The organism is Mucilaginibacter sp. Mucisp86, assembly GCF_047324315.1.
Classification (GTDB): Bacteria; Bacteroidota; Bacteroidia; order Sphingobacteriales; family Sphingobacteriaceae; genus Mucilaginibacter.
This window is the reverse complement of the sequence record NZ_CP168503.1, coordinates 5,683,398-5,707,009: the sequence shown is the minus strand read 5'-3', so window position 1 is coordinate 5,707,009 and position 23,612 is coordinate 5,683,398. Positions and strand designations below refer to the sequence as shown.

Sequence of the window (23,612 nt, the reverse complement as noted above, 5' to 3'; positions counted from 1 at the left end):
AATATTAGCTGACATTTGAATGACACTACAGCCTTAAAAAGATTAAACAAAATAGCTCTAAGCACAAATCAGCGCGTAAATTCACCCGTTTTATTACGAAAAATGAAATTAATCCTCTCCATATTATTAGCAGGCCTGTCAACTGCAGGTATTGCCCAGGACTTACCTGTAAGCCATTATAAAATTTACAGTACATCGGCACAAAAGATAATTTCGGAAGATGATATAGTCAATGATATGGCTAACGCAGATGTTCTTTTCTTTGGCGAAGAGCATAATGATTCAACAGCACATTATCTTGAACTGAGCTTATTAAAAAAACTGTCCGAAAAATATCCGCAAAAAACCGCACTGTCAATGGAGATGTTTCAAACCGACTGCCAGCTTGTGTTAAATGAATACCTTGCTGGGCTTATCCGCGAAAAAAACCTGATTACAGATGCTCGTACCTGGCCCAACTACAAGGATTACAAACCAATGGTTGAGCTGGCTAAAAGCAACCATCTGCCTGTAATAGCCGCCAACGCACCTACCCGCTATACCAATATGGTTACGCGCGGTGGCCTTGATATTTTAAAGCAGCTTGACGCTCAGGCCAAAAGCTATCTCGCACCGCTACCTATTGATACCGCAACAGGAGCCTATTATGATAAATTTGCTAAAATAATGGGAGGCCACGCATCCATGCCTGGCATGCAGATCTATCAGTCGCAAAATTTATGGGATGCTACGATGGGGTGGTCGATAGCAAAATTCATGAAAAGTCACTCGAGTTTTAAAGTACTACAACTAAATGGCGGATTTCACAGCGGGGAGAAACTTGGTGCTGTGGCACAACTCAAAAAATATGCACCCAAACTGCGTGTACTTAACATAGCCACATACGCAGATGATAGTTTTGACAATCCCAACTGGAGTAAATTCGCCGGCATGGCCGACTACGTTATTTTAACCGATCCAAAGCTGCCAAAAACCTTTTGATAGATCATAGTTGATAGTTCACAGATCATAGCTATTAAGGAAAAAACTATGATCCATGAACTATGATCCATGAACTATTAAGCTTTCTTAGCCAGTAAATCGCGGATTTCGGTAAGTAATACTTCCTCCTTAGTTGGTTCGGGCGGAGCAGCCGGGGCAGCTTCTTCTTTTTTCTTCATCGAGTTGATACCTTTTACAATTAAAAAGATACAGAACGCCACAATGATAAAATCAATTATGTTATTGATAAACAAACCATAATTGATAGCCGTTTCCGGAGTTTTATCAACCGCGGGCTTAAGTACATATTTAAGATCTTTAAAATCAATGCCACCGGTTAACATACCTATTGGCGGCATAATGATATCATTTACTAACGATGTAACAATTTTACCGAAGGCAGCACCGATGATAACACCTACAGCAAGGTCAACCACGTTGCCCCGCATTGCGAATTCTTTAAACTCTTTTCCTATTGCCATAAATTAAAGTTTGGTTACTTAAAGTTAATAATATTACACAAACAATTTATTTATATAGTTTTTTTGTTGCGAGCAAAACAATTGACATGCCTAAAACATTTAACAACTTTAAGGCAGATACCTCAAGTAATTTTTAGTTAATATTAATTTGATGTATTTTTGGCTACATCTTAAATATGCTTAAACAGAACCTTCAACAAAAACTTTTACAAAAACTTTCGCCGCAGCAAATACAATTTATAAAACTGCTGCAGGTACCTACTGTTTCCCTTGATACCCGGATAAAAGAAGAACTGGAAGAAAATCCGGCGCTTGAAGATCTGAGCCTTACCAACCTGAACGAACCCGAAGAACAATATCCAGACCGCGATCCCGACGACGACAACTTCAACAACGACGAGGAAAAAGGCGAGATGGATGAATTTAATATAGACGACTACCTGCAGGAAGATAACCTTAATGATTATGGCTCGCGCTATGATCAAAACGGCGATGACGAGGATGAGCGGAAAGAAATTCCAATTGCTGTACAAAGTTCTTTTTTTGAAAGTCTGCAAGCCCAGTTAGATCTGTTGCCCCTGAGCGATAAAGATTTCATGATTGGCAAACAGATCATAGGTAGTCTTGACGATGACGGCTATCTGCGCCGCCCTATCATGTCGCTTACCGATGATCTTGCATTTTCACAAAACGTATTGGCCGAAGACGATGAGGTTGAGGATATGTTGAAAGTGATACAAGGCTTTGACCCGCCGGGCGTAGGCGCACGCAGCTTACAGGAATGCCTGTTGATCCAGCTTCGTAAAAAAGATGTGAACGATCCTATCATCAAAAAAGCAATACAGGTTGTTGAGCACTATTTAGATGAGTTTACCCGTAAACATTACGATAAGCTTGAAAAATCGCTAAACATGAACTCAACTGAGTTGCGTGCTGTGGTTAATGAGATACTGAAACTTAACCCCAAACCCGGCGACTCAAACGAGATCAACACCAAGCAAATGCAGGTGATCCCTGATTTTCATATCACCAACAATGATGGCACTCTTATCCTTACGCTAAACTCTAAAAACGCACCTGAGCTTAGGGTAAGCCGTTCATACCAGGAAATGTTTCAACACTATGATAAGGCTTCGCAAAAAGATAAAAAATTAAAAGAAGCTGTTCAGTTTGTGAAACAAAAGCTCGATTCGGCCAAATGGTTCATTGATGCTATTAAACAGCGCCAGCAAACGCTGCTTAAAACCATGAATGCCATTATGCAATACCAATATGAGTTTTTCCTTACAGGCGATGATAAAAACCTGAAACCGATGATCCTGAAAGACATTGCCGATCGTATCGGCATGGATATTTCAACAGTATCACGCGTAGCCAACTCTAAATATGTACAAACTGAGTTTGGCACCTTCCTGTTAAAATCATTCTTCTCTGAGGCCATCCAAACCGAAAGCGGCGAAGAAGTATCCAACAAAGAGGTTAAAAAGATCCTGGAGGAGCATATCGGCAAAGAAGATAAACGCCATCCGCTGGCCGACGAAAAATTAACCGAAATCCTTAAAGATGCCGGCTATAACATAGCCCGCCGTACCGTAGCCAAATACCGCGAGCAAATGAATATCCCGGTAGCACGGTTAAGGAAGGAATTGTAGTTGTACAGGTTGGAGGTTAGGGATTAGTTAATCTTTGTCACTTTCGCAAAAAAGGAAAAAGCCTTAAGAAATCAATTCTTAAGGCTTTTTTTAATGGCAGTGCTTTTAAGCTTATACATTAACAGCGCAAAGTTCGCGAACTTTGGCTACTACAAAATCAACTTCTTCTTTAGTGTTGTACTTTGAAAATGAGAAACGTACCGATGGCCTTGATGAGCTTGCGCCGATAGCAGTCAACACATGCGAGCCAATATCACTGCCCGAGCTGCAAGCGCTGCCACCCGAAGCCGAAATGCCGGCGATATCAAGGTTAAATAACAGCATATCACTCATTTCCATTTCAGGGAACGAAACGTTCAATACCGTATATAAACTTTTGTCAGCATCGGTTTCACCGTTAAAACTTACACCGGGAACATTGGCTGTCAATTGTTCCATCATATAAGATTTTAAGCCCTGGATATGACTTTGGTGCTGCCCCATTTCACTGTAAGCCAATTCAAGCGATTTAGCTAATCCAACTATACCGTAAATATTTTCGGTACCTCCGCGCATATTGCGCTCCTGGGCTCCGCCATAAATAAACGGCTTTATCTTTATTTTATGATTGATGTGCAGGAAACCAACTCCTTTGGGGCCATGCAATTTATGAGCAGCGCAAACGAGGAAATGAGCTTTAAGTTTGCTCAGGTCATGCGGGTAATGCCCCATGGTTTGCACAGTATCACAATGATAAATAGCGTTGTATGTTTCACACAGATCGCCCACACGTTCCATATCTGACAATGTACCTATTTCGTTGTTGGCATGCATTAATGAAACAAAACTGCGTTCATTTTCTTTCAATAATGTCTCCAGGTGATCGTAATCAATTGTGCCCTTACTATCAATATTTACAAAACTCAGTTTGATCAAACCTGATTTCTCCATGGCTTCCAGTGTATGGAGCACTGCGTGATGCTCGGTATGACTGGTGATGGCATGAGTAATGTTATGATCAATGATACCACACCTGATGGCCGTATTATCAGCCTCGGTACCGCTTGATGTAAAAAAGATTTCGGCCGGCGAGGTATGCAATAAACCCGCAATGGTTTTACGCGAACGCTCAATTAAAGTACGTGCTTCCCTGCCATGGGCATGTATTGACGACGGATTACCAAACTGGTTTTCCATCACCTTGTACATCTCCTTCATCACATCAGGGTCAAGCGGTGTAGTGGCGGCATTATCAAAATAAACGCGCATTCTTTTAAAATTTATAAATTAATGGATCAGTAACTTTAAAACACATGCCCGGTATTATTATACAAGCAAGCAACCAACGGTATTTACCGCCGGTTGCCTGTTATTTTTTAATACCAGTAAAAATTAACCTTTCAGTTGTAAGATCTCCTTAATATCAGCGATGATCTTATTGGCCAAACCGTTTGCCACGGTTTCAGAATTGCCTTCGGAGTAGATCCTGATAATGGGCTCGGTGTTTGACCTCCGCAAATGTACCCATTCTTTATCAAATTCTATTTTTAAGCCGTCAATTGTTGAATGAGGCTGTTTGCTGTATTTCTGTTCCACCTTGCTCAAAAGGGCGTCTATGTCCATTTCGGGCGTTAAAGTGATTTTGTTTTTTGAAATAAAATAACCCGGATATGACGCACGCAAACTTGAAACCGACTTGCCATATTTTGCCAAATGAGTTAAAAACAACGCAATACCAACTAAAGCATCACGACCATAATGTGATTCGGGATAAATAACACCGCCATTACCTTCTCCGCCAATAATAGCATTGACTGCTTTCATCTGGTTTACAACATTCACCTCTCCTACCGCGGCTGCATGGTATTCGCCGCCTGCCTTTTCAGTAACATCGCGCAATGCGCGGGTTGATGAAAGATTAGAAACGGTATTGCCTACGTTGTTTTTCAACACGTAATCAGCTACTGCAACAAGGGTATATTCTTCGCCAAACATGTTGCCATCTTCACAAACAAAACAAAGACGGTCAACATCAGGGTCAACAGCTATACCTAAATCTGCACGTTTGCTTACCACCTCTTTTGATAATGCTATCAGGTTTTCAGGAAGCGGTTCTGGATTGTGAGGGAAATTTCCATCTGGTTCACAATATAATTCATGAACGGTTTCAACCCCTAAAGCTTTCAACAAGGCAGGCACAAAAATACCGCCTGTAGAGTTTACACAATCTATTACTACTTTAAAGTCGGCTTTTTTGATGGCTTCAACATCCACCAGCGGCAACGCCAACACAAGGTCAACATGTTTTTGCAGCCAGGTATCATCGTGGGTAACTTTACCCAGATCATTTACATCGGCGTATTTAAAATCACTGTTCTCGGCAATTTCAAGTACTTCTTTGCCATCGGCATCACTTATAAACTCACCATTGGCGTTCAGAAGCTTAAGGGCATTCCATTGTTTTGGGTTATGGCTTGCCGTAAGGATAATACCGCCTGCAGCCTTCTCGCCGGTAACGGCAACCTCAACAGTTGGTGTGGTTGATAAACCAAGATCAACAACATCAATACCCAGGCCCTGTAGTGTACCAATAACCAGGTTATTTACCATGGCACCCGATAAACGGGCATCACGGCCAACTACAATCTTTTTAATTCCTGATTTCTTTACAGCCCATGAACCGTAGGCCGAAGTAAATTTTACAATATCAAGCGGGGTTAAACCGTCGCCAACAGCGCCACCTATTGTGCCGCGTATACCTGAAATAGATTTAATTAAAGTCAAAATGCGATGTTTTTGGTGTGGTAAAAGTAAAAAATATAAGATACAATTGATATTGTTTTAAGTAATTGCGCAAACGCTTGCACACAAGCTTTTGGTTAGTTTATCGTTTATTGCCGCTGAATATCGCTGTTTCAATTGTCATTCCAACGCATTATTTTATGCTTAACGGGATAATACACGACCTAAGTATTAAAACTCGCAAGGTTTTTTTAACCGATTTAATAACTTTGAAAATTAAGTAAACAAACACCTATAGTAAAAACAATGCCCGACTACCTTTTAAATCTCGACCGGCATTTATTTTATTTCATCAACCATGACCTGTCCAATTCGTTTTTCGACTGGATCATGCCTTTGCTGCGCAATCCCAAATTCTGGATCCCGCTTTATATTTTCATTATCGCTTTTTGTTTATGGCGATACAGAAAAATTGGCGCTATCATTATTTTACTACTGGCAGCATCAGCAGGTGTAGCTGATTTTAGCAGCGGCGTTCTCATAAAACATACTGTACAACGCCTCCGCCCCTGCCGTGATCCGATAGTATCAGTTACCGACATCAGTCGCGTGCCTTGTGGTAGCGGCTACAGTTTTCCATCCACCCATGCCTCCGACCATTTTGCCATGGCGATATTTTTATGTTTTGTTTTTGGCCGTAAGTGGAAATGGATCTGGCTTTGGGCCATTTTGTGGGCAGGGAGTATCTGCTTTGCCCAGGTATACGTTGGTGTACACTTCCCGATAGATGTATTGTGTGGTGCTCTGTACGGCGCTTTTGTGGGATGGCTGCTTTCATTATTGTTTAAAAAATTACAACCTGCCTTTTAATGGGATATTGGAAAATTCTGCTGCTGTTTTTTGCTGCCTTTTTTGGCGGTACTTCTGTATTTTTATTTAAGGGCGATAATCACAAAACGCTAAAACTGGTGCTGTCGTTCAGCGGCGCTTATCTATTTGGTATTACCGTTTTACACTTAATCCCAGATGCCTACCATGGCAATGATAACTATGTAGGCGTGTTTATTTTGATAGGCTTCCTTTTCCAGATTGTGCTTGAACAATTTTCGGACGGGATTGAACATGGCCACATGCACAAACATCCGCATGACTTAGCGGTTTTCCCTATTGGTATCATGGCAAGCCTTTGTCTGCATGCGTTTTTAGAAGGCATGCCACTTGCCCAGGGCAACCAGGATCAATTAGTTTACGGCATTGCCCTGCATCATATTCCTGCCGCTTTTGCATTAGCTACAGTTTTGCTCACCAACAAACAGGGCAAAAACAAAACTATTTTCTTTGTTGCCATCTTTGCGATAATGGCTCCTGCCGGATATTTTTTCAGCGATGCATTAAGCAGCGGAAACATCGGCAATCTGCAGCATTATTTTAACAGAATTATGGGTGTAGTTATCGGGATCTTCCTGCATATTTCAACTACCATTCTCTTTGAATCAAGCGCCGATCATCGTTTTAATATGCGTAAGATGATGGCGGTGCTGGCCGGTGTTGCTATTGCATTGCTGGGATTTTTGAAGGAGTTCTAGGCCCCCCAGCCCCTAAAGGGGAGTTACCGTCAAAACAGAGTCTAAATAATTGACGTTTTAAAATCCCCTCTTGAGAGGTGGAATACGAGCGAATGCTGGGGTGTGTTTCATCGGTATGCCTTCCAAACCATTACCGCCCCTCTCAAGAGGAGAATCGCACTACCCCGGCTTTTTGTTATCCCTATTTATATATAATAAAAAAGGTGCGCCTGTATCTCATCCCAGGCGCACCGGTTACCAAATATTATGGTAATCATCAACTAAACACCGGATTCATGTTTGGAATGCTCCGGGATATTTTAAGTATGTTCACTCCAAACATCTGCACATCTGAAATTTGCACATCTCCACATCTAATTATTTCACATAAAAACTCCCCCTAAGCCTGATATCTTCAGACGAGCTACCAACCATCACCTTAAATTCTCCCGGCTCAACAACTCGCTTCATCTGGCGGTTCCAGAGCATCAGTTCTTTGTTATCAATTTTAAACTGAACCGTGCCGCTTTCTCCGGGTTTAAGGCTAATTCGTTTAAAACCTTTGAGTGATTTTACAGGAGTAGTTACACTGGCTATTACATCGCGTAAATAAAGCTGCACTACTTCTTCCCCCTCAACTTTACCGGTATTTTTAATGTTAACGCTAACGTTTGCGGAACCATTAAGCGGAATTTGCGACTGAGCAATTTTCAGGTTTGAATATTCAAATGAAGTATAACTTAATCCATGCCCGAATGGGAACAGCGCTGATGTATCCTGATCAACATACACGTGCCTTGATGTTGGCTTATGATCATAATAAAAAGGCACCTGCCCCACCGACCGCGGGAATGTTATAGGTAATTTACCCGATGGATTTACTTTACCTAATAACACATCGGCAATGGCTAACCCTCCTGTTTCGCCTAAAAACCACGATTCGACAATGGCCGGGATCTTTTTGGCTACCCAGTTAATACATAGCGGTCTGCCGTTAAACAGCACTACTACTGTCGGCTTCCCGGTTTTATATATGGCTTCAATCATGCGGCTTTGCTGTTTGTTCAGGTCGAGATTGGCGCGGTCTTTACCCTCGCCTACTTCGTTGATATCCTCGCCCAAAACAACCACTGCAACATCCGATTGCTTGACCGTATTGACAGCCTTTTCAAGGTATTCGTTTTGTTTTATAGTAGATGTATCTGCGGTATAACCTGTTTCAAATTTAATATCCAGGTTATTACCAGCCTTTTGTTTCAATGCATCCAATATCGCTACACCTTTACCCATCTTATTAGCGTAACCACCCAGGTATGTGCTTTCGGCCAGCAGTCCGACAACTGCCACCGAACGCACATCAGGCCCGAGCGGCAATATGTTATTATCATTTTTCAGCAAGCTGATCCCTTCCTGAGCTAGTTTCAGGGCAACGGCACGGCTTTCCTCCGTATGGTTTACTTTTTTTAGCAGATCAACATCTATATAAGGATGATCAAACAGACCCAGCATAAATTTCACTCGTAATATATTTGATACTGCACGATTTAAATCTGTCATGTATAATTTCTTGCTCGCCAGCGCCTTGTTCATAGCCTCATGGAAAGGTACATGCGGAAAATCATAAAACTGCATATCCATACCAGCGGTAAAGGTTTGAGCCAATGCGTCCGCCGCATCGGTTGCTATCTGGTGGTTATTGAGCGACATTTTGATGGCGCCCAAGTCGGACAAAACAAAACCTTTAAAGCCCCATTCATCACGCAGCACATCTTTTAACAACCATTTATTATCTACACAGGGAATACCATCAATTTCACTGTATGCTGCCATCATACCCATCGCACCGCCCTCCCTTACTGCTTTTTCAAATACATATAAAAAGGATGACCGGGCTTCTCTTTCGCCCATATTAACAGGCGCGGTATTGCTGCCTGCCTCAGGAATGCCGTGTACAGCAAAATGCTTTGGTTCGGATAAAACGGTATTATGACTGCTCAGCTTACTACCCTGCAAGCCTTTTACCATGGCCACACCATTAGCTGCCGATAGAAAAGGGTCTTCGCCGTAGGTTTCTTCAACACGGCCCCAGCGCGGGTCGCGGGGGAGGCAAAGTACCGGGCCTAATACCATAGCTACACCATGAGCACGCATCTCCGTTGCTATGATACGGCCAGCCTTATGCACATTCGTGGTATCCCAGGCGCCGGCAAGCGCCATCGGACTCGGAAAGGTGGTGCTGCCCAAACCTTCATAACCATGTAGCCCTTCTTCAATAAAAAGTACCGGGATACCCAAGCGTGTTTTCTCAACAGCATAACGTTGGATCTGATTGCTTACGTCGGCGGTTAAAGGATAAAGGTCATGAACAGAGCCAATACCTTCGGTGCCGATATTGATTTTTGCACTATCCGACATGGAAACCGCGTCATGGCCCTGCATATTGGCAACCTCGTGCCCCCAGTACATATCCAGCTGACGGATCTTTTCGGCAGTGGTCATCCGACCAAGTAAATCGGCCACGCGCTTTTCAACCGGCAGCGATGCATCCTTGTACGGAAGCTCAGCAGTAGGTTTAGGGGTATTAAATGAACAAAAAATCGTTACTAAAAGAACCGATATATAGGCGTTCTTTTGCTTCATAAATAATTTATAATTGGTTGGGTTATTACTTGCCGCACAATCGATTGTTTATTTGAACAAACAAATCCAGTCCGGCTTATCGAAGGCTAAAACTATACCTGGAAACTAATAAGTGATTAATAAAACATTAACGGCAGGGCTTATCCGCCATTAATGTTAATTAAATTTGATGAAAGAGCTTTATAACACTATTTTTTTACCGGTGGAGGCACATCGGCTGTTAATGGCACTTGCTTACGCAGCATTTTTGCGGCATAACCGGTTAGATACAAGTAATAGTCATTAGGGATATCGTCCTCAAACGTTACGAACGTACTTAAGCCTACCGGCGGATTTTTTGATACTTTGAGAATAGCCGTTCCTTCGTCAACTTCGTCGAACATGGCTACGTACAGCATTTCGGCGCCGCTGTTGATGGCACCATTTATCTGTTTCCAATAAAAATGACCGCGGTTACGGGGGATTTGGTTTTGTTTGGCCCGTGGGTTCATATTATGCCAGCTAAAGCCCGGAAATACTGTGGGTACATAATCAACTTTGTTTTCCTTACACCAGGCAATATCTTCGGCAATACGATGCTGAAAAGCAGGATACGCCTCTTCATTAAAACGGCCTACAAACCAGGGGTGAACAATATCAACCTTACGCAGCAAATCATGCAGGTGCGGGTCATTTTCGGTATCATTGCCAAAATCGCGCCAGTATGTCGGCACACCAAGCAATATCGCGCAGCCGCCATAAACCGGGTCATTCTTTAAAAAATCAATGATCTTTTCACCTTCAGTTAGTCCATAGCGGCGATGGTCATTAAAACCTATCCCCCATACAGCAACTAAAGGCTTGCCATTGTGATATAACCAGGTTTGATTATTACCCCGGTTGGTAACTTTCATGCTATCGATAAGATGTTTCCAATCCTTGATCACCAGCGAATCGCCCCCGGCGTTCATACCCGACAGGTCATACATTACCGTAATGGCCCTATGATATTTCTGCGCATATTTGAGCGCATTCCCCAAAACTACATCATTATGATGCTTACCTGGCCCGCGCTGCACATCGCCAATAAAGCGTTGCACAAAAACGCCGTCGACACCATATTGCTGCATCCATTTAAAATGTGTTTCGGTTGACGAGGCATCATATGAACTGTACAGATAAGCGTCGCTGCCATCGGCCAGCTTAAACGGCGATTTATAGGTTTTAGGATATTCACTCACATCGGGCCACAGGTCGATATTGGTATAACCCGGCTCAAACTTGCCATGCGAAACATAATGATTCCACCAGCGGTTACCGCCATCGCCGGGTGCGTTGAACCAGCCCTGGTAGCCGGCCATAACCAAACCTTTGTAACTTTTAAATGCCGATGTCTTGCTATGCCTCAACTGAGCGTTAGCGACAGCGCACAGCAATAGCAGCAAGATGCTAAAAACGTGTTTTTTCATCAGGATAAAATTTTAATATGTGTTGATTTTATGGTTTGAAAACGATCTGAATTTGATATGATGTCATAATCCGAAATTTCATTGCCGTTGGTTTTAACCAACGGAAGTAAGCCCGACCCAACTGGCTTTAGCCCAAATACTGCATGCTCATTTAGGCTAAAGCCAGGATTTCTTTTCTTCTTACCCGTTGGTTAAAACCAACGGCAATGAATAATTATCACTTAAAAGTGTTTCTAATCAGATGCCCCAGTTTTTATTCGGTTTAGGCCCCATTTCCAGTTCAAGCGTACCGCCGGCCATGAGTTGCTCATGAGTAAAGAGCGGCTTGTTAAGCACCTGACCGTTAAACTTAGCGCTTTGGATATATTTGTTTACTACCGAGCAATTGTTAGCGACCAGTTTAAATTGCTTTCCGTTTTGCAGGTTGATGGTCACCTTGCTGAACACCGGACTGCCAATGGTATAAACAGGCTTGCCTGGTGTAATAGGATAAAAACCCATTGACGAGAACACCACAAAGGCCGACATACCACCGCCATCTTCATCGCCGGGGATACCGAAGATGTTATCTTTATACCAAACATCAAGCAGGAACCTTACACGTTTTTGTGTTTTCCATGGTGCGCCTGCAAAGTTGTACAGGTATGGGATATGGAAACTTGGCTCATTACCCATCGAATACTGGCCAACTAATCCCGTAGCGTCAGGGAATTTTGCCCAGAACTGGTATTTGCTCCTATCAAGGCTTTCACGGAACAGCTGATCCAAACGGGCCTGGAATTTATCCTGCCCGCCCATCAGATTCGCCAGCCCGGAGATATCGTGCTGCACCTGCCACAAATAAGTCCAGCCGTTATTTTCATCATAAAACTCGCGACCGCCTAAACCGCCGTCAAACTTGGGGTCGATGTCTATCCAGTTGCCGTCCTTATCCTTAGGAATAAACATTTGTTTATCGTTGTTCCACAGGTTTTTATAATTAAGCGCGCGTTTGGCGAAGGTTTGCTCATCGGCTGTTTTTTTCAACTCACCGGCTAATTGGCCAACCGCCCAATCGTCATAACTGCCGCCAAGGGTTACCGCTACTGCCTGGCGTTTTTCAAAACCATGTACCAGGCTTACAGTTTCCTTTTCTCCTTTTTTCAAGGCGGGAAAATATCCGTTGGTATGGTAAAAATCATCCAATTCGCATTTAGGGCCATTTTCCCAGGGCAGCATAGTGGCTTCATTGGCATTTTTGAGGATCCCTTCATAGGCCTTATCTACATCAAAACCGCGAATGCCTTTGCGGTAATCATCCAGAAACATTACGGTAGAGTGAAAGCCATTCATACAAGGGTTATCACCAAATAATACAGGAAAGGTTGGCATCCAGCCGCTTTGCTCATACTGGTTAACATACGAGTTCAACATATCCGATTCCAGCTTAGGGTTCAGGATAGTACGAAGCGGGTGCAGGGCCAAATAAGTATCCCAAACCCAGTCATCCACATAAAACGAGCGGTTGCTATCATGTACTTTTTTGTCGTACCCGCTGTAATAATGACCGTCCTCGTTAATATCAACCATGCGCTCATTGCAACGATACAAAGCAGTATAAAATGACCTGCGTTGTGCCACAGTGCCGCCTTCTGTTTCAATTTGGCCTACTACTTTTGCCCATGTTGCTTTGGCTGCCTGCTTGAGCGTTTCAAAATCGGCACTGCCAAATTCATCGCTAAAGTTTTGCTTAGCCTGTTGAGGGCTTACGTATGATATGGCGTATTTAAACTCAATGACATCCGGAGTACCTGCATCAAATGTAATGTATGATTTAAGGTCTTTCCCATCTGCAGTGCTTTGTTTAAGCAGGGCATTATCTTTTACTATGCCAGTGGTACCTTTAGCATTAAACTTACCGTATACATAAACTTTGATATCGTCATGATAGGTTTCAAAACCGGTTAATTCATTCCCTCCGGTAAACGTAAAATTAGCTGCGCCATCGTTATACAATCCAAACAAAATGCTTTTAGCAGCACTTTTAGCCGGAAAAGTAAATTTATAATCTCCAACCTTTTTACCAGGTGCGAACTCTACGGTGATGTCCTTATCAATCAGAAAGGTTGAGTAATACCACGGGCGGGTAACTTCCAGATCATGGTCATAGGTCATTCTTTCGCTCCACGAAGCAGGGGTAATTGTGTTATTATCCGGCTTAACCGAAAACACCTCTCCCAAACGGTGCGATACCACATTGAGCGGAAAGCTTGAGATCTGATCATCAATGTAATCATGACGAACAGGCAACATCCTGATCATCTGGTTAGGTAAATGCGTTGTTGGGCGGGTTGGCTCAAGCAGCGCTCCCACATTACCAATATGCGGATCGATGTATTGAAGATTGCCTTCATCTTTTGTTTGAGCAGATACCGTCACACTGACACACAAACTACCAATACCGAGTACCGTGGATAAAATCAGTGGTTTAAACAACCTGGGAAGTGGGCTTAACATGGCTATTAATTTATATTGATATACTGATTAACGTTTTATGCTGACTCTGTAAAAATACAAGCGCCAGATTTATTAATTGGCAATACTCCCAGAAAAATCACCTTTGATATCGCCGACACGAGGCACCTACGGAGCCTTAAAATTCCCTCTGCATCATCTATAAACACAAAACTCTTACGGAGTTGAGCTTCCACTTTTTTGAACTCCATAGGAGTTTCGTGTTTAAAGCAAAAATAATCCGGACTTGGGCTCCGTAGGTGCCTCGTGTTTATTAAAATTGATTAACTGGTCATGCCTCAAAATTGCCCGAACAACTTAATTAATCATTAAAAATTGATTAATTACTCCAATAAATATCAATTGTAACAGATTTATTCAAGAATTGAATGAAAATCGCGCTCAAAAGCCTCGCCGTAAATTGCTTTATACTCCTTGTTAAAATTCTCGAACGTGTTTTTTGCCAGGGAGTGCTTACCGATATGTGACAGTGCTTTGCACTTCAGGATCATGGCTTCCTCATTTACCGGGTCAAAATAAAAAATATCGTTGGCCAGTTTGATCAAAAATTCAGGATCATCAGTAACCTTTATCGAATTAGCAAACTGAATGTATGAGTCGGTGATCTCATTAGATACTTCCGACTTGAAGGCATCGAGCCATTCATACTCAATATTCGACAGGAAATTGCCGCGTTGAGTGATGTGCGTAAGCTGGGTTATTTTCTGTTTATTGAGCTTGCTTTTATTGGATACAATATTGAGGTAATTGTGATAATCAACCTGGATCTCGTTATAATCTATCTCAATTTTCCAATAGCCGGTATCTTTTGATAGATGGCAATGCCCTATCTTATCAAGCAATGATTTCAGCTTGGCTATATTTACCGAGCGGTTATTCCTTGCGCTTTTCTCCGATTTATCAAACCAGAGGATTTCATTCAGTTTTTCAGAACTTACACCACGGTCGAACTTAACCGAATACATCAGGATCACTAAAAACAACTCTTTTAATAAAGGCGTAAAGTATTTGGTGATTTCGTTACCATCGGGCGTAAACAACTGCAGATCGCCAAATAAAAATATTGCGTTTTTATTGACATGCAGCCGGCTTTCATTTTCCTCTTTCGCTTCGGTTACCTCTAATCCCTGTGGCTCATCAGCAGGTAATACTATTTCAGTAGTAACATTTTGAGGTTTGGCCAATGGCTTCAAAGCAGCATGTTTACGGCGTTTAACAATAACTACCCCAATCCCCACAAAAACAACACAACCGGCAGCTATCCATAATAAATACCCCATATGACTTTCTGAAAGGGTATTGATAGCAATTGGCTCAGGCGGACTAAGCAGCGAGTAAACCTTAACCCTGGTGCGGTCATTTTCTTTAAACAGCGTTACCGATAAAAATTTGGCGCTATGCGGCAGATAATACAAATCAACATAAGCACTTACATCATGAAACTGAAATGGAATGGTATCCCCCACCATTTCGTAGGCAGGTTTATCCAATGATCCTTTTATAAGCTGTAAATTGGAGTTAAATTTATGCTGAGGGAAGATCAAACCATAATAGGATTTATCTTTTGAGTTGATGACAAGGGAATTGGCAAAAACAAAATCCTCGTTCTTAACATCAATATTAAAAAGCTTTTTGAAGGATTTATCTTTAACCGTAAAACGCACCATATCATACAGGTTACGCGGGTTCACAATCTGCTGTCCCGACGCGCTGCCATAGCCGCCAATTACATAAACGGTATCGCCGGTTGCATTAGCCCCTAACCCGGCTAAATAACGAGGCGTAAAAGTATCCCCTTTAAATTTAACCTTTTCCCATTGTTTAGTATTCAGGCTAAAACGGCGAACACTATCCTTGTAAACCAACTGCCCATAACCACCTATGGTATAAAGAGCCGTATCTGTTTGGCTGAAAAACTTATTGAGGTGCCCGTTATTAGTTGCAAAGTTAATGTAGCCCCTGTCCCATTTACCCGTAATAAAATCAAACGTACCAACGGCCGTTTGATCCATATATAGGTAATAGAGTTTATTGTTGGCATACAGTGCCTGATCACCCGGCACCAACATTTGCCGACCGGAGCCATATGCTTTGCTTTTTAACTGAGGTGTTTTATTAATGGAATAGGTAACCAACGAATCAGCCGTGATGACAAACACCTCCTCGTTTGCGGCGTCAAAGGCCAAACTGGCATCTCCCGGAACTGTAAATTCTTTTTCCAGCTGCCAGTTGCGGTGACGTGCCTTAATCCAAAGCGGGTTATTAACCGAACCAATGTTTTTGTTTTCTGTTTCGTTGGCTACGCTGCCCTCCCATTCATTAAGCGGCCAGTTAGCTATTTGCTCCGTGTTTTGCAATACGCGTACATCACGCAATTTAAACGGAGGCAAATCAGTGGTTTGAAACTGTTTATAAGCATTAGCGCCAAAGAGCAACTTATAGTTTGAGCTTGCTTTTAAATGAATGCTTGTTTCACTTAAATACTGATTACCCGACACAACAGTGATCTTATCGTTTTTATAATCTATCTGGATCTTTAAATTATTCCAGCGCTCAAAAAGCAGTTTATCATCAATATTGAAAGATATTTTTGAAAGACGTTCGCCAATAATGATCTTAAAATGCCTGGTATTAGCCTGGTTATCATAAACTAAGTCGACATTTTGATTATCATCACCTATCAGCCGCAAAATATAACCGAAATAAATAACCCTGTTAGGTAAAAAAGACAGGTCAAAAGAAACCTCAAATTTGTCTTTAGGCGAGAGGTTTTTCAGCGCAAGGTCCAGCCCGGTACGTTTATCCTGCACCACCTCATGACTATAGAACCCCAACCCGTACGATTGTGCATGGGTGGGCGACATGAACAGAAAATTCAATAAAACAATAACAATTATTCCCGGTAAAAAAAATCTCATGTTGATAAGTACACCCAAAGCATTACAACTCACGTACCGCCCGGTATTTATAATTTAGGCCCTAATTCAGCGCTTTTAATTGGCTCAATTGGCTAAAATTACAATAAATACAGTTTAGTTTCAAAGATTATAACATTATAATCCTACGCTGTACAAAGCTGTTTAAGCTTCAATCATTTAGTGAACTTATACTTGGTGTACAATACAATTTAACATTAATTAGGGGCAGGAATTTCGTAACCCGTTGCCTTCAAAATAAACTCAACTATTGGTGTCGGATTAGGTAAGCTATGCGGATGATGTTTAAAGCCCGGCTTATGAATCACCGTAATTGAACCTCCAAGAGCCTTAACCTTCTGTTCAAATAACAGCGTATTTTTTGAAGGATCAACAGCCTCATCATCATCTGCCGAAAGATGCAGCATCGGGAACTTACCCTTTACAATTTGTGGTACCTTATCGATAGGGCTTACTTTCAATGAACCAATCTGATTTGCAGAGGTTAAATTGAAATCCTTTTTTAAAACAGCCGAATCGGGCCAGTACTTCAAATCGAGCAAGGCATTATCGGCATAGGTGCAGGCTACCTTATCAGGATTGGCAGCCGCCCAATTGTATAGGTAAATACCTCCCCTGCTCATGCCCTCAAGCACAGCCTTTTTACCCAAGCCTGCGTTGGTAAGCATTTTATAAAAATCATTCCAATAACCTATTGCTTCGTTATTACCCAATAGCTCCGCCACATCACAATAAACAAGGTGGAAGCCACGCTCCAAAAGCGCGATATCGGTCTGCGGTTCATGTCCCCAAAAGCGTGCACGCCATACCCAGGGATGGCCTTTAGCAGCCCATTTGGGCTTTACAATTTTGTACTCGCGGTTATCTAATATAAATTCGGCGCAAGGGTAGCCGTAAAAATTGCTTTCTTTAAACGGTTGGTTCATGCTGCTAAAAACATCGTAGTTGCTATCGCGGGGCTGCACAACCGCATCATATAACCTTTTAGCGGTCATGGCAGTACCCTCCAAATTGGGGTGAATCTTATCTGGCATCCAGCTTTCATGGTTAATAAACATAGAGTGCATATCAATTACCTCTAAATGTTCATCATAGGCTACGTTTCTAAGTTTGGGAATGATGTTGTTAACAATCACCTTGTCATAGATCTGGTTAGTATCGGCCTGAAAAGATGGAATCGGCAATAACAACACAATACGCGGATGCGAAGGTAATTGAGCAAATGACCGGACCAGGTCATGATAATCTTTTTCATATTCATCGAGATGTATCCGGTTAACGAGTTTGGCATCGTTACCTCCCAGGTCAATAAATACCAAATCGGGTTTGCTTTGCAGGGCCTGCTGATAGGCCTTGGTGCTCCAATAAGAAAGATCACCTTTGCGCAAAAGCGTAGCGCTGCTTACCCCGAAATTGCTTACCGAGTAGTTTTTACCCAAAAGCTTTTGCAGTTGTGCGGGATATGATTGCGTAGCAGGATCGGGCAAGGTAGCTCCATAGGTAATACTTGCGCCTATGCAGGTTATCCTTGTTATCGCATTCGCGCCGTTGATCAGGCAAAAAGCTATCAGTATAATCAGTTTCATGATTTAGCGTTTTTTAGTCATATCGATAACATCAGCAAGGCGACTGGCCGGCGTAACTTTAAGATTAGTGAGCTTCCCGTCGATTACCTTACCCTCAACCGTGGTTTTGTAAGGCGCATTCAATTTAAAATCGGCGTTCCAACCTGCGGGCCAGGCAGGCAACAACATGATCTTTTTACCTTCTACCTGCATCAGCATTAATTGCAGGCCATTTTCGCCGTTACCGCCGTTATCTTCATCGGGCATATAATCATTACCTTTATCCCAAAATGCAGGAAATTTCAGGCCCGGATCTTTTCGGGTTAGGGCAAAACTGGTATAATCCTTAGCCACTTCGGCATCGCCAATCATTGCAGCCTGTATAGGGTCCTGCACCCAGCAGCCTTTAGAACGTTGTTTACGGGCGTTGAAGGTATTAACAGCTACATCCAAACCGTGCTTGCCTAAACCATAAAGCCTAAACGGATAAATAGCATACAACTCCGGATTTTCACTATTGAATGATTTAGCGGTTTGCGGACCGGTATACGGCAGCAAAACGGTTTTGCCATCATGATTGTCAGTTGGCAATGGCGGCAGTTCGTTATAGAATTTTCGCCATTGCTGTTTGGTCTGTTTATCTGCAACAGTTAACGGCAACTCGATCATCCGGCTTAGTACAGCATGTAACCCGGCAATATCTGGCGCGGGGTTATGCACTTTCCAGAACATCTCTATCGAGTTATCAGGATCAAGCAGGAGTTTACCGGTGCTGTCCCGCTTAAAGTGTTCATCAAAAAACTGTAACCCGGCTTTAGCAACCGGCAGCAGCATTTTTTTTGCAAAACCGGTATCGCAGGTGTATTCGTAATAATCAAGCATCATCATGCTTAATTCCAGTATAGGGGTAAAATAGTGATTGGTGTAATTGGCCTTCACTTCGGGGCCCATATAGTTTAAACCGCCCCAAAAAGGCGCAGTCTCGGCAAAATAAGCACCACCATGCTTATAAAAGTCATCAACCTGTTTGGCATTGGCCGGCAGGATGTTGGCATACATCCTGAATAGCGGTAGCATCATGTCAAAATCGCCGGCCATAAGGCGCGGCCAGTACATTGGCCGGGTATTTTGAAACCAGTATTGCCCGCCCCAGGCGCGGTAATCGGCATTGGCATTTTTGGCCGGACTATCAACCACGAAAATAGACCCATTAAATTTAATGGGATAAGCTCCCCTTCCTGCGCAAGCGGTAACAAAACGTTGCAGAATGTATCCCTGTGTAATTTTTTCGGCCAGATCATCGCCGGTTACAAATACATTACTTCGGCTCCAGAACTGCTGCCACCATTTTTGATGAGCTAAGCGAGTTTGTTCAAGGTTTAACTGATCAATAGCATTTACTTTGGGCTCCAGTTTACCAAGCCATTGGCGCCCGCTTCCGGCTATTGCGGTTAATGGATAAATAGAAATTACCTGAGAGGTTACTTTGCCCGACTTTAGGGAAATGTCATCCTGGTTGGATAACCCCTTCCCTTTAATTATCGCCCCAAAAGTGAGGTTCGCCAGATGTGCATCGGTAGTTGGCGAATTATGGTGATACCAGGCTATCCAGTTCTTTTGTCCGTTCAGCACCGTATCTGTTTTACCAGCGCGCCAGTTTTCAAGCTTTACATTAACAGTAGCAGCGCTGATGCTTTTGGTCTCCACCCTAATAACCGGATGATTTGCATCAACCCAAATCCTGTATTGAACTGAAGATTTTCCTTCGCCTAACTGTGCTTGGATTTCGCCATTGCGGAGTTTTAAGACCTGTTTAAACGGCGCGTTGTTTTTTAAAGAATCGGGATTTATCGATACTCTTACTGCTCCAAGTTTCATTAGTACCCCACCCTGCTTCATCCAGTCGTCCTTTTCGGCATCAAGCTCGCCACCCCAGGCATCTGTTTTGCTGATGTAAAAAACCAGATCACCATTTTTTTCGAACCATACATTCAGGCCGATATCTCCGTTACCTAAGGGCATCGACTGTGCCGACGTTGGGCCGGGCGTGTCCCATTCAACATTGTAATGATCTAATTGCGTGTTAACGGCAGATTGTGCGTAGCATAGTGTAGAAGTAAAGGCAAGGAACAGCGATGTGAGTGTTAACCCAACTTTTTTTGTATTCATAGGTTTATTTAACAGATGATGTACACCTGCATTTATCGGTTAATTGATGATGCAAATAAATTACTGCAACTTAATAAAAGATTAAAAAAGCATTAACTGCAAAAAATTATTACAATCGATTATGAAAAGCATCTGACAAACAAATTCTTGTATCTTAGTTAAATGCATATTGAACGCTTTGCACCGGGCGAAATATTGAAGCCATTTATAAAGCAATACGTGTTTATTGAAACGGCGGACGACGTTATCAACCGCATTTTGCCAGACACTTCTTTAGTTATGGCAATCAGGTATGGCGGAAATATCAGTGACATTACCGGGTTAAACACCAATCAACTGCCCTCCTCGCTGATTACCGGATTGAAGAAATCGCCCCGGTTAATTAACTACGGTTCCGCAACAAGTAACATGCTTATCTTATTTAAAGCAGCCGGCGCAGCAGCCTTTTTTAAGCAACCGCTTCACGAATTATTTGAGGCGAGTGTGCCGCTCGATAATTTCATCGCTCCGGATAAATTAACCTTACTTGAGGAACAGCTTGCGCAAGTAGATGGAAATCAACAACGGGTAGCTATCGTTGAGCGATTTCTGGTTCAACATATTCAAACTTACAAACAGGATCAGCTAATCATATCAGCCCTGCAAAAAATCCGGTTATCTAAAGGGCAGATCAAGATCAGGGAACTTGCCAATGCGCATTGTCTTAGCCAGGACGCATTCGAAAAACGCTTCAGGCGGGTTGTTGGTACCTCTCCTAAACAATTTGCGAGTATTGTTAAAATCAAATCGATAGTTGGTAACAAGACACAAAACGGTTCCCTTACACAAGTAGCCCTGAATGCCGGTTACTTTGACCAGCCACATTTTAATAAGGAATTTAAATTGTTCACAGGGCTAAGCCCTGCCGATTTCTTCAAGATACCACGGGCATGGTAAATCAATGATTTTTTACAAGTATTAAGTTTTGATTGTCTTGATTTTTGAAGAAAAACAAGGATTATCATGAAACAGATATTTATTGACCAATTTATTGTTCCGGCAATTGCCCAACAGGAATTTAAAAAACGGATGAAGATTAACCGGGATTTTATAAAAAAACTCGACGGCTTTGTTGAAGACAGAGCTTTTGAACGTTATGATGAACAAGGCAGCCTTATCTGCATTACTATGGCCATTTGGCAAAATGAGGACGTTTTACAAAAAGCCAAGGAGGCCGTTCAGCAGTTATATCAGCAGCAGGGTTTTGATATGAAAGCGATGCTGCAAAGGTTAAACATCAGCATGGAAAGGAATACCTACACGCAACTCGCTGATTAATTACGGCGGCATATAATCAATACATTTGTATTCAGTTTCTGTTAAAAGAAAACAGGCTTACCCAACCAAATTTTGCCGGGTAAGCCCGTTTTGTAATTTAATTTCTGATAGATTTGTGTTACGATTATAGTACTTTATGACAATAACCAACTCCGATTTTAAAATAGATGTAACCTCCGAAATTGGCACACTCCGCACATTGCTTATTCACAGTCCGGATAGCGGTTTGGGCAAGGTTGTGCCCTCAAAGGCGCAGGACTGGCTTTTTGAAGACATCATCCACCTGGATACGGTGCGCAGGAACGAATATGACTATTATGTAAAACTGCTGCTCTATTTTCTTGATCCCGGCAAAATAAAAGGCAAGCTTCATCAAATTAATGATGAAGGCACACGCCGCTCATTTTTTAAGCCAGATAATGCAGGCTTCCATTCGTCAGATAAAGTTATCGAGATCCAAACCCTGCTGGCTGATATTTTACAGCAGCCGGATATCCGTAAAAAATTGGTAGCTTCTGTATGCGCTGTTGAAAGTTGCAATTATCGTTTACAGCAGCAGCTTACCGATACCGATCCGGTTGAACTGGCCAAGATCTTTATTTCGGGTTCGTTAACAACTGAAGAGATGATCTTTGCCCCTATTCCGAATCTTATTTTTTCGAGGGATTTGGGCATAGCGGTAAATAACCACATGCTGCTCAATAAACCCGCAAAAAAGGCCCGTTTCCGCGAAACGCTTTTAATGCGGTACATCTTTTTCAACCATCCGCTGTTTGAGGCCTATCGTGATAATATTTTAGAGATCCCGGAAACTGCCCAGCATTTTTTACGCCCCGGCGAAGACGCTGAAGGCCGCACTACTTTAGAGGGCGGCGATGTAATGATGGTAAGCCCTGATCATTTAGTGATCGGCTGTAGCGAACGTACTTCTGTAAGCGGAGCTAATGAGGCCATCAGGCTGCTTTTTGAGCATAACGTGGTAAAAAAGGTAACCATCGTAAAAATCCCGAACAAGCGTGATTATATGCATATCGACACTGTTTTTACCCAGGTTAAACGTGATACCTGGGTGCTGCTTCGTTCACTTGCTAAAGCCGAAGCGCCTATTGAGGAACGGGAACCGATATCATGGTTTGCTGATAAAAAACAGAAAGAACGGCCGGAAATTGTTCAATTTGAAAAAGATGAAAAGCCAAAGTTGTTTGGTTGCATTGAAGACCTGCTGACTGATATCAGCGAAAACGACCTCAAAAGCGGCGCAAAAACTAAGTTCATTTACTCGGGCAATAATACCTTTCCATTTGATGCACGCGAACAGTGGACAGACTCCTGCAATCTGCTGGCATTAAAAGAAGGTGTAGTTGTTGGGTACGACCGTAACGATAAAACTGTTGAAGCGTTTAAAGAAGGCGGCTTTAACGTGATCAGGGTAGCCGAGCTGCTTCAAAAATTTGAGAATAATGAACTTGATCCGCAAAGCATGACCGATACATTAATATTAATGCCTTCGGCCGAGCTTTCCCGTGCCCGCGGTGGTTTCCATTGCATGAGCATGCCGGTATTAAGGGATGGTGTAATTTAAGTTGTAATTGAGTCATTTGGTCATTAAGTCATTGCTGAGC

General features: G+C 42.5%; 16 protein-coding genes. 7 read left to right on the top strand and 9 right to left on the bottom strand.

Annotated elements, in window-relative coordinates:
• Positions 1 to 102 precede the first annotated feature (102 nt).
• Entirely contained in the window at positions 103 to 981 is an 879-nt protein-coding gene (locus tag ACEN9X_RS23895; RefSeq protein WP_413667518.1) for a ChaN family lipoprotein, read from the top strand.
• Positions 982 to 1,058: 77 nt separating this feature from the next.
• Here ACEN9X_RS23895 and mscL read toward each other — a convergent pair whose 3' ends face one another.
• Complete coding sequence (mscL, locus tag ACEN9X_RS23890) at positions 1,059 to 1,463, bottom strand: large-conductance mechanosensitive channel protein MscL (protein ID WP_413667517.1); 405 nt, start codon at positions 1,461 to 1,463, stop codon at positions 1,059 to 1,061.
• A 176-nt stretch (positions 1,464 to 1,639) separates the two neighbouring features.
• Here mscL and rpoN point away from each other — a divergent pair, with 176 nt between their 5' ends.
• Complete coding sequence (gene rpoN / locus ACEN9X_RS23885; RefSeq protein ID WP_413667516.1) at positions 1,640 to 3,115, top strand: RNA polymerase factor sigma-54; 1,476 nt, start codon at positions 1,640 to 1,642, stop codon at positions 3,113 to 3,115.
• 111 nt (positions 3,116 to 3,226) lie between these two features.
• Here rpoN and ACEN9X_RS23880 read toward each other — a convergent pair whose 3' ends face one another.
• Positions 3,227 to 4,363, bottom strand: a complete 1,137-nt coding sequence (locus ACEN9X_RS23880) for a cysteine desulfurase family protein (protein WP_413667515.1) — start codon at positions 4,361 to 4,363, stop codon at positions 3,227 to 3,229.
• 123 nt (positions 4,364 to 4,486) lie between these two features.
• A complete protein-coding gene (glmM, locus tag ACEN9X_RS23875; RefSeq protein WP_413667514.1) occupies positions 4,487 to 5,878 on the bottom strand; it encodes a phosphoglucosamine mutase in 1,392 nt (463 codons plus the stop codon).
• 264 nt (positions 5,879 to 6,142) lie between these two features.
• On the opposite strand from glmM, the gene ACEN9X_RS23870 reads away from it, so the two are divergent.
• Together ACEN9X_RS23870 and ACEN9X_RS23865 are read left to right on the top strand one after the other, a co-directional pair.
• The gene (locus tag ACEN9X_RS23870) at positions 6,143 to 6,706 is read left to right on the top strand and encodes a phosphatase PAP2 family protein (protein WP_413667513.1); all 564 of its coding nucleotides are present in this window, start codon (positions 6,143 to 6,145) and stop codon (positions 6,704 to 6,706) included.
• Entirely contained in the window at positions 6,706 to 7,422 is a 717-nt protein-coding gene (locus ACEN9X_RS23865; RefSeq protein ID WP_413667512.1) for a ZIP family metal transporter, read from the top strand. Before ACEN9X_RS23870 ends, ACEN9X_RS23865 begins: the two co-directional genes overlap by 1 nt.
• Positions 7,423 to 7,779: 357 nt before the next feature.
• Here ACEN9X_RS23865 and ACEN9X_RS23860 read toward each other — a convergent pair whose 3' ends face one another.
• From ACEN9X_RS23860 to ACEN9X_RS23835, 6 genes are all read right to left on the bottom strand, one after another.
• Positions 7,780 to 10,041 carry a glycoside hydrolase family 3 N-terminal domain-containing protein gene (locus ACEN9X_RS23860; protein WP_413667511.1) on the bottom strand — a complete coding sequence of 754 codons (2,262 nt, stop codon included), beginning with the start codon at positions 10,039 to 10,041 and terminating at the stop codon, positions 7,780 to 7,782.
• Positions 10,042 to 10,229: 188 nt separating this feature from the next.
• Positions 10,230 to 11,489, bottom strand: coding sequence for a glycoside hydrolase family 71/99-like protein (locus tag ACEN9X_RS23855; RefSeq protein ID WP_413667510.1), 1,260 nt, complete (start codon positions 11,487 to 11,489; stop codon positions 10,230 to 10,232).
• Positions 11,490 to 11,726: 237 nt separating this feature from the next.
• A complete protein-coding gene (locus ACEN9X_RS23850) occupies positions 11,727 to 13,985 on the bottom strand; it encodes a GH92 family glycosyl hydrolase (protein ID WP_413667509.1) in 2,259 nt (752 codons plus the stop codon).
• A 371-nt stretch (positions 13,986 to 14,356) separates the two neighbouring features.
• Positions 14,357 to 16,921: a galactose oxidase gene (locus tag ACEN9X_RS23845; RefSeq protein ID WP_413667508.1), complete on the bottom strand. Its 2,565-nt coding sequence runs from the start codon at positions 16,919 to 16,921 to the stop codon at positions 14,357 to 14,359.
• Between the two features lie 215 nt (positions 16,922 to 17,136).
• Entirely contained in the window at positions 17,137 to 18,525 is a 1,389-nt protein-coding gene (locus ACEN9X_RS23840; RefSeq protein ID WP_413667507.1) for a GDSL-type esterase/lipase family protein, read from the bottom strand.
• 3 nt (positions 18,526 to 18,528) lie between these two features.
• On the bottom strand, positions 18,529 to 20,673 hold the full coding sequence (locus ACEN9X_RS23835; RefSeq protein ID WP_413667506.1) for a DUF5703 domain-containing protein: 2,145 nt from the start codon (positions 20,671 to 20,673) through the stop codon (positions 18,529 to 18,531).
• Positions 20,674 to 20,835: 162 nt separating this feature from the next.
• On the opposite strand from ACEN9X_RS23835, the gene ACEN9X_RS23830 reads away from it, so the two are divergent.
• From ACEN9X_RS23830 to ACEN9X_RS23820, 3 genes are all read left to right on the top strand, one after another.
• A complete protein-coding gene (locus ACEN9X_RS23830; RefSeq protein ID WP_413667505.1) occupies positions 20,836 to 21,609 on the top strand; it encodes a helix-turn-helix domain-containing protein in 774 nt (257 codons plus the stop codon).
• 66 nt (positions 21,610 to 21,675) lie between these two features.
• Entirely contained in the window at positions 21,676 to 21,990 is a 315-nt protein-coding gene (locus ACEN9X_RS23825) for a hypothetical protein (RefSeq protein WP_413667504.1), read from the top strand.
• Between the two features lie 136 nt (positions 21,991 to 22,126).
• Entirely contained in the window at positions 22,127 to 23,572 is a 1,446-nt protein-coding gene (locus ACEN9X_RS23820) for an arginine deiminase family protein (RefSeq protein ID WP_413667503.1), read from the top strand.
• Positions 23,573 to 23,612: the final 40 nt, after the last annotated feature.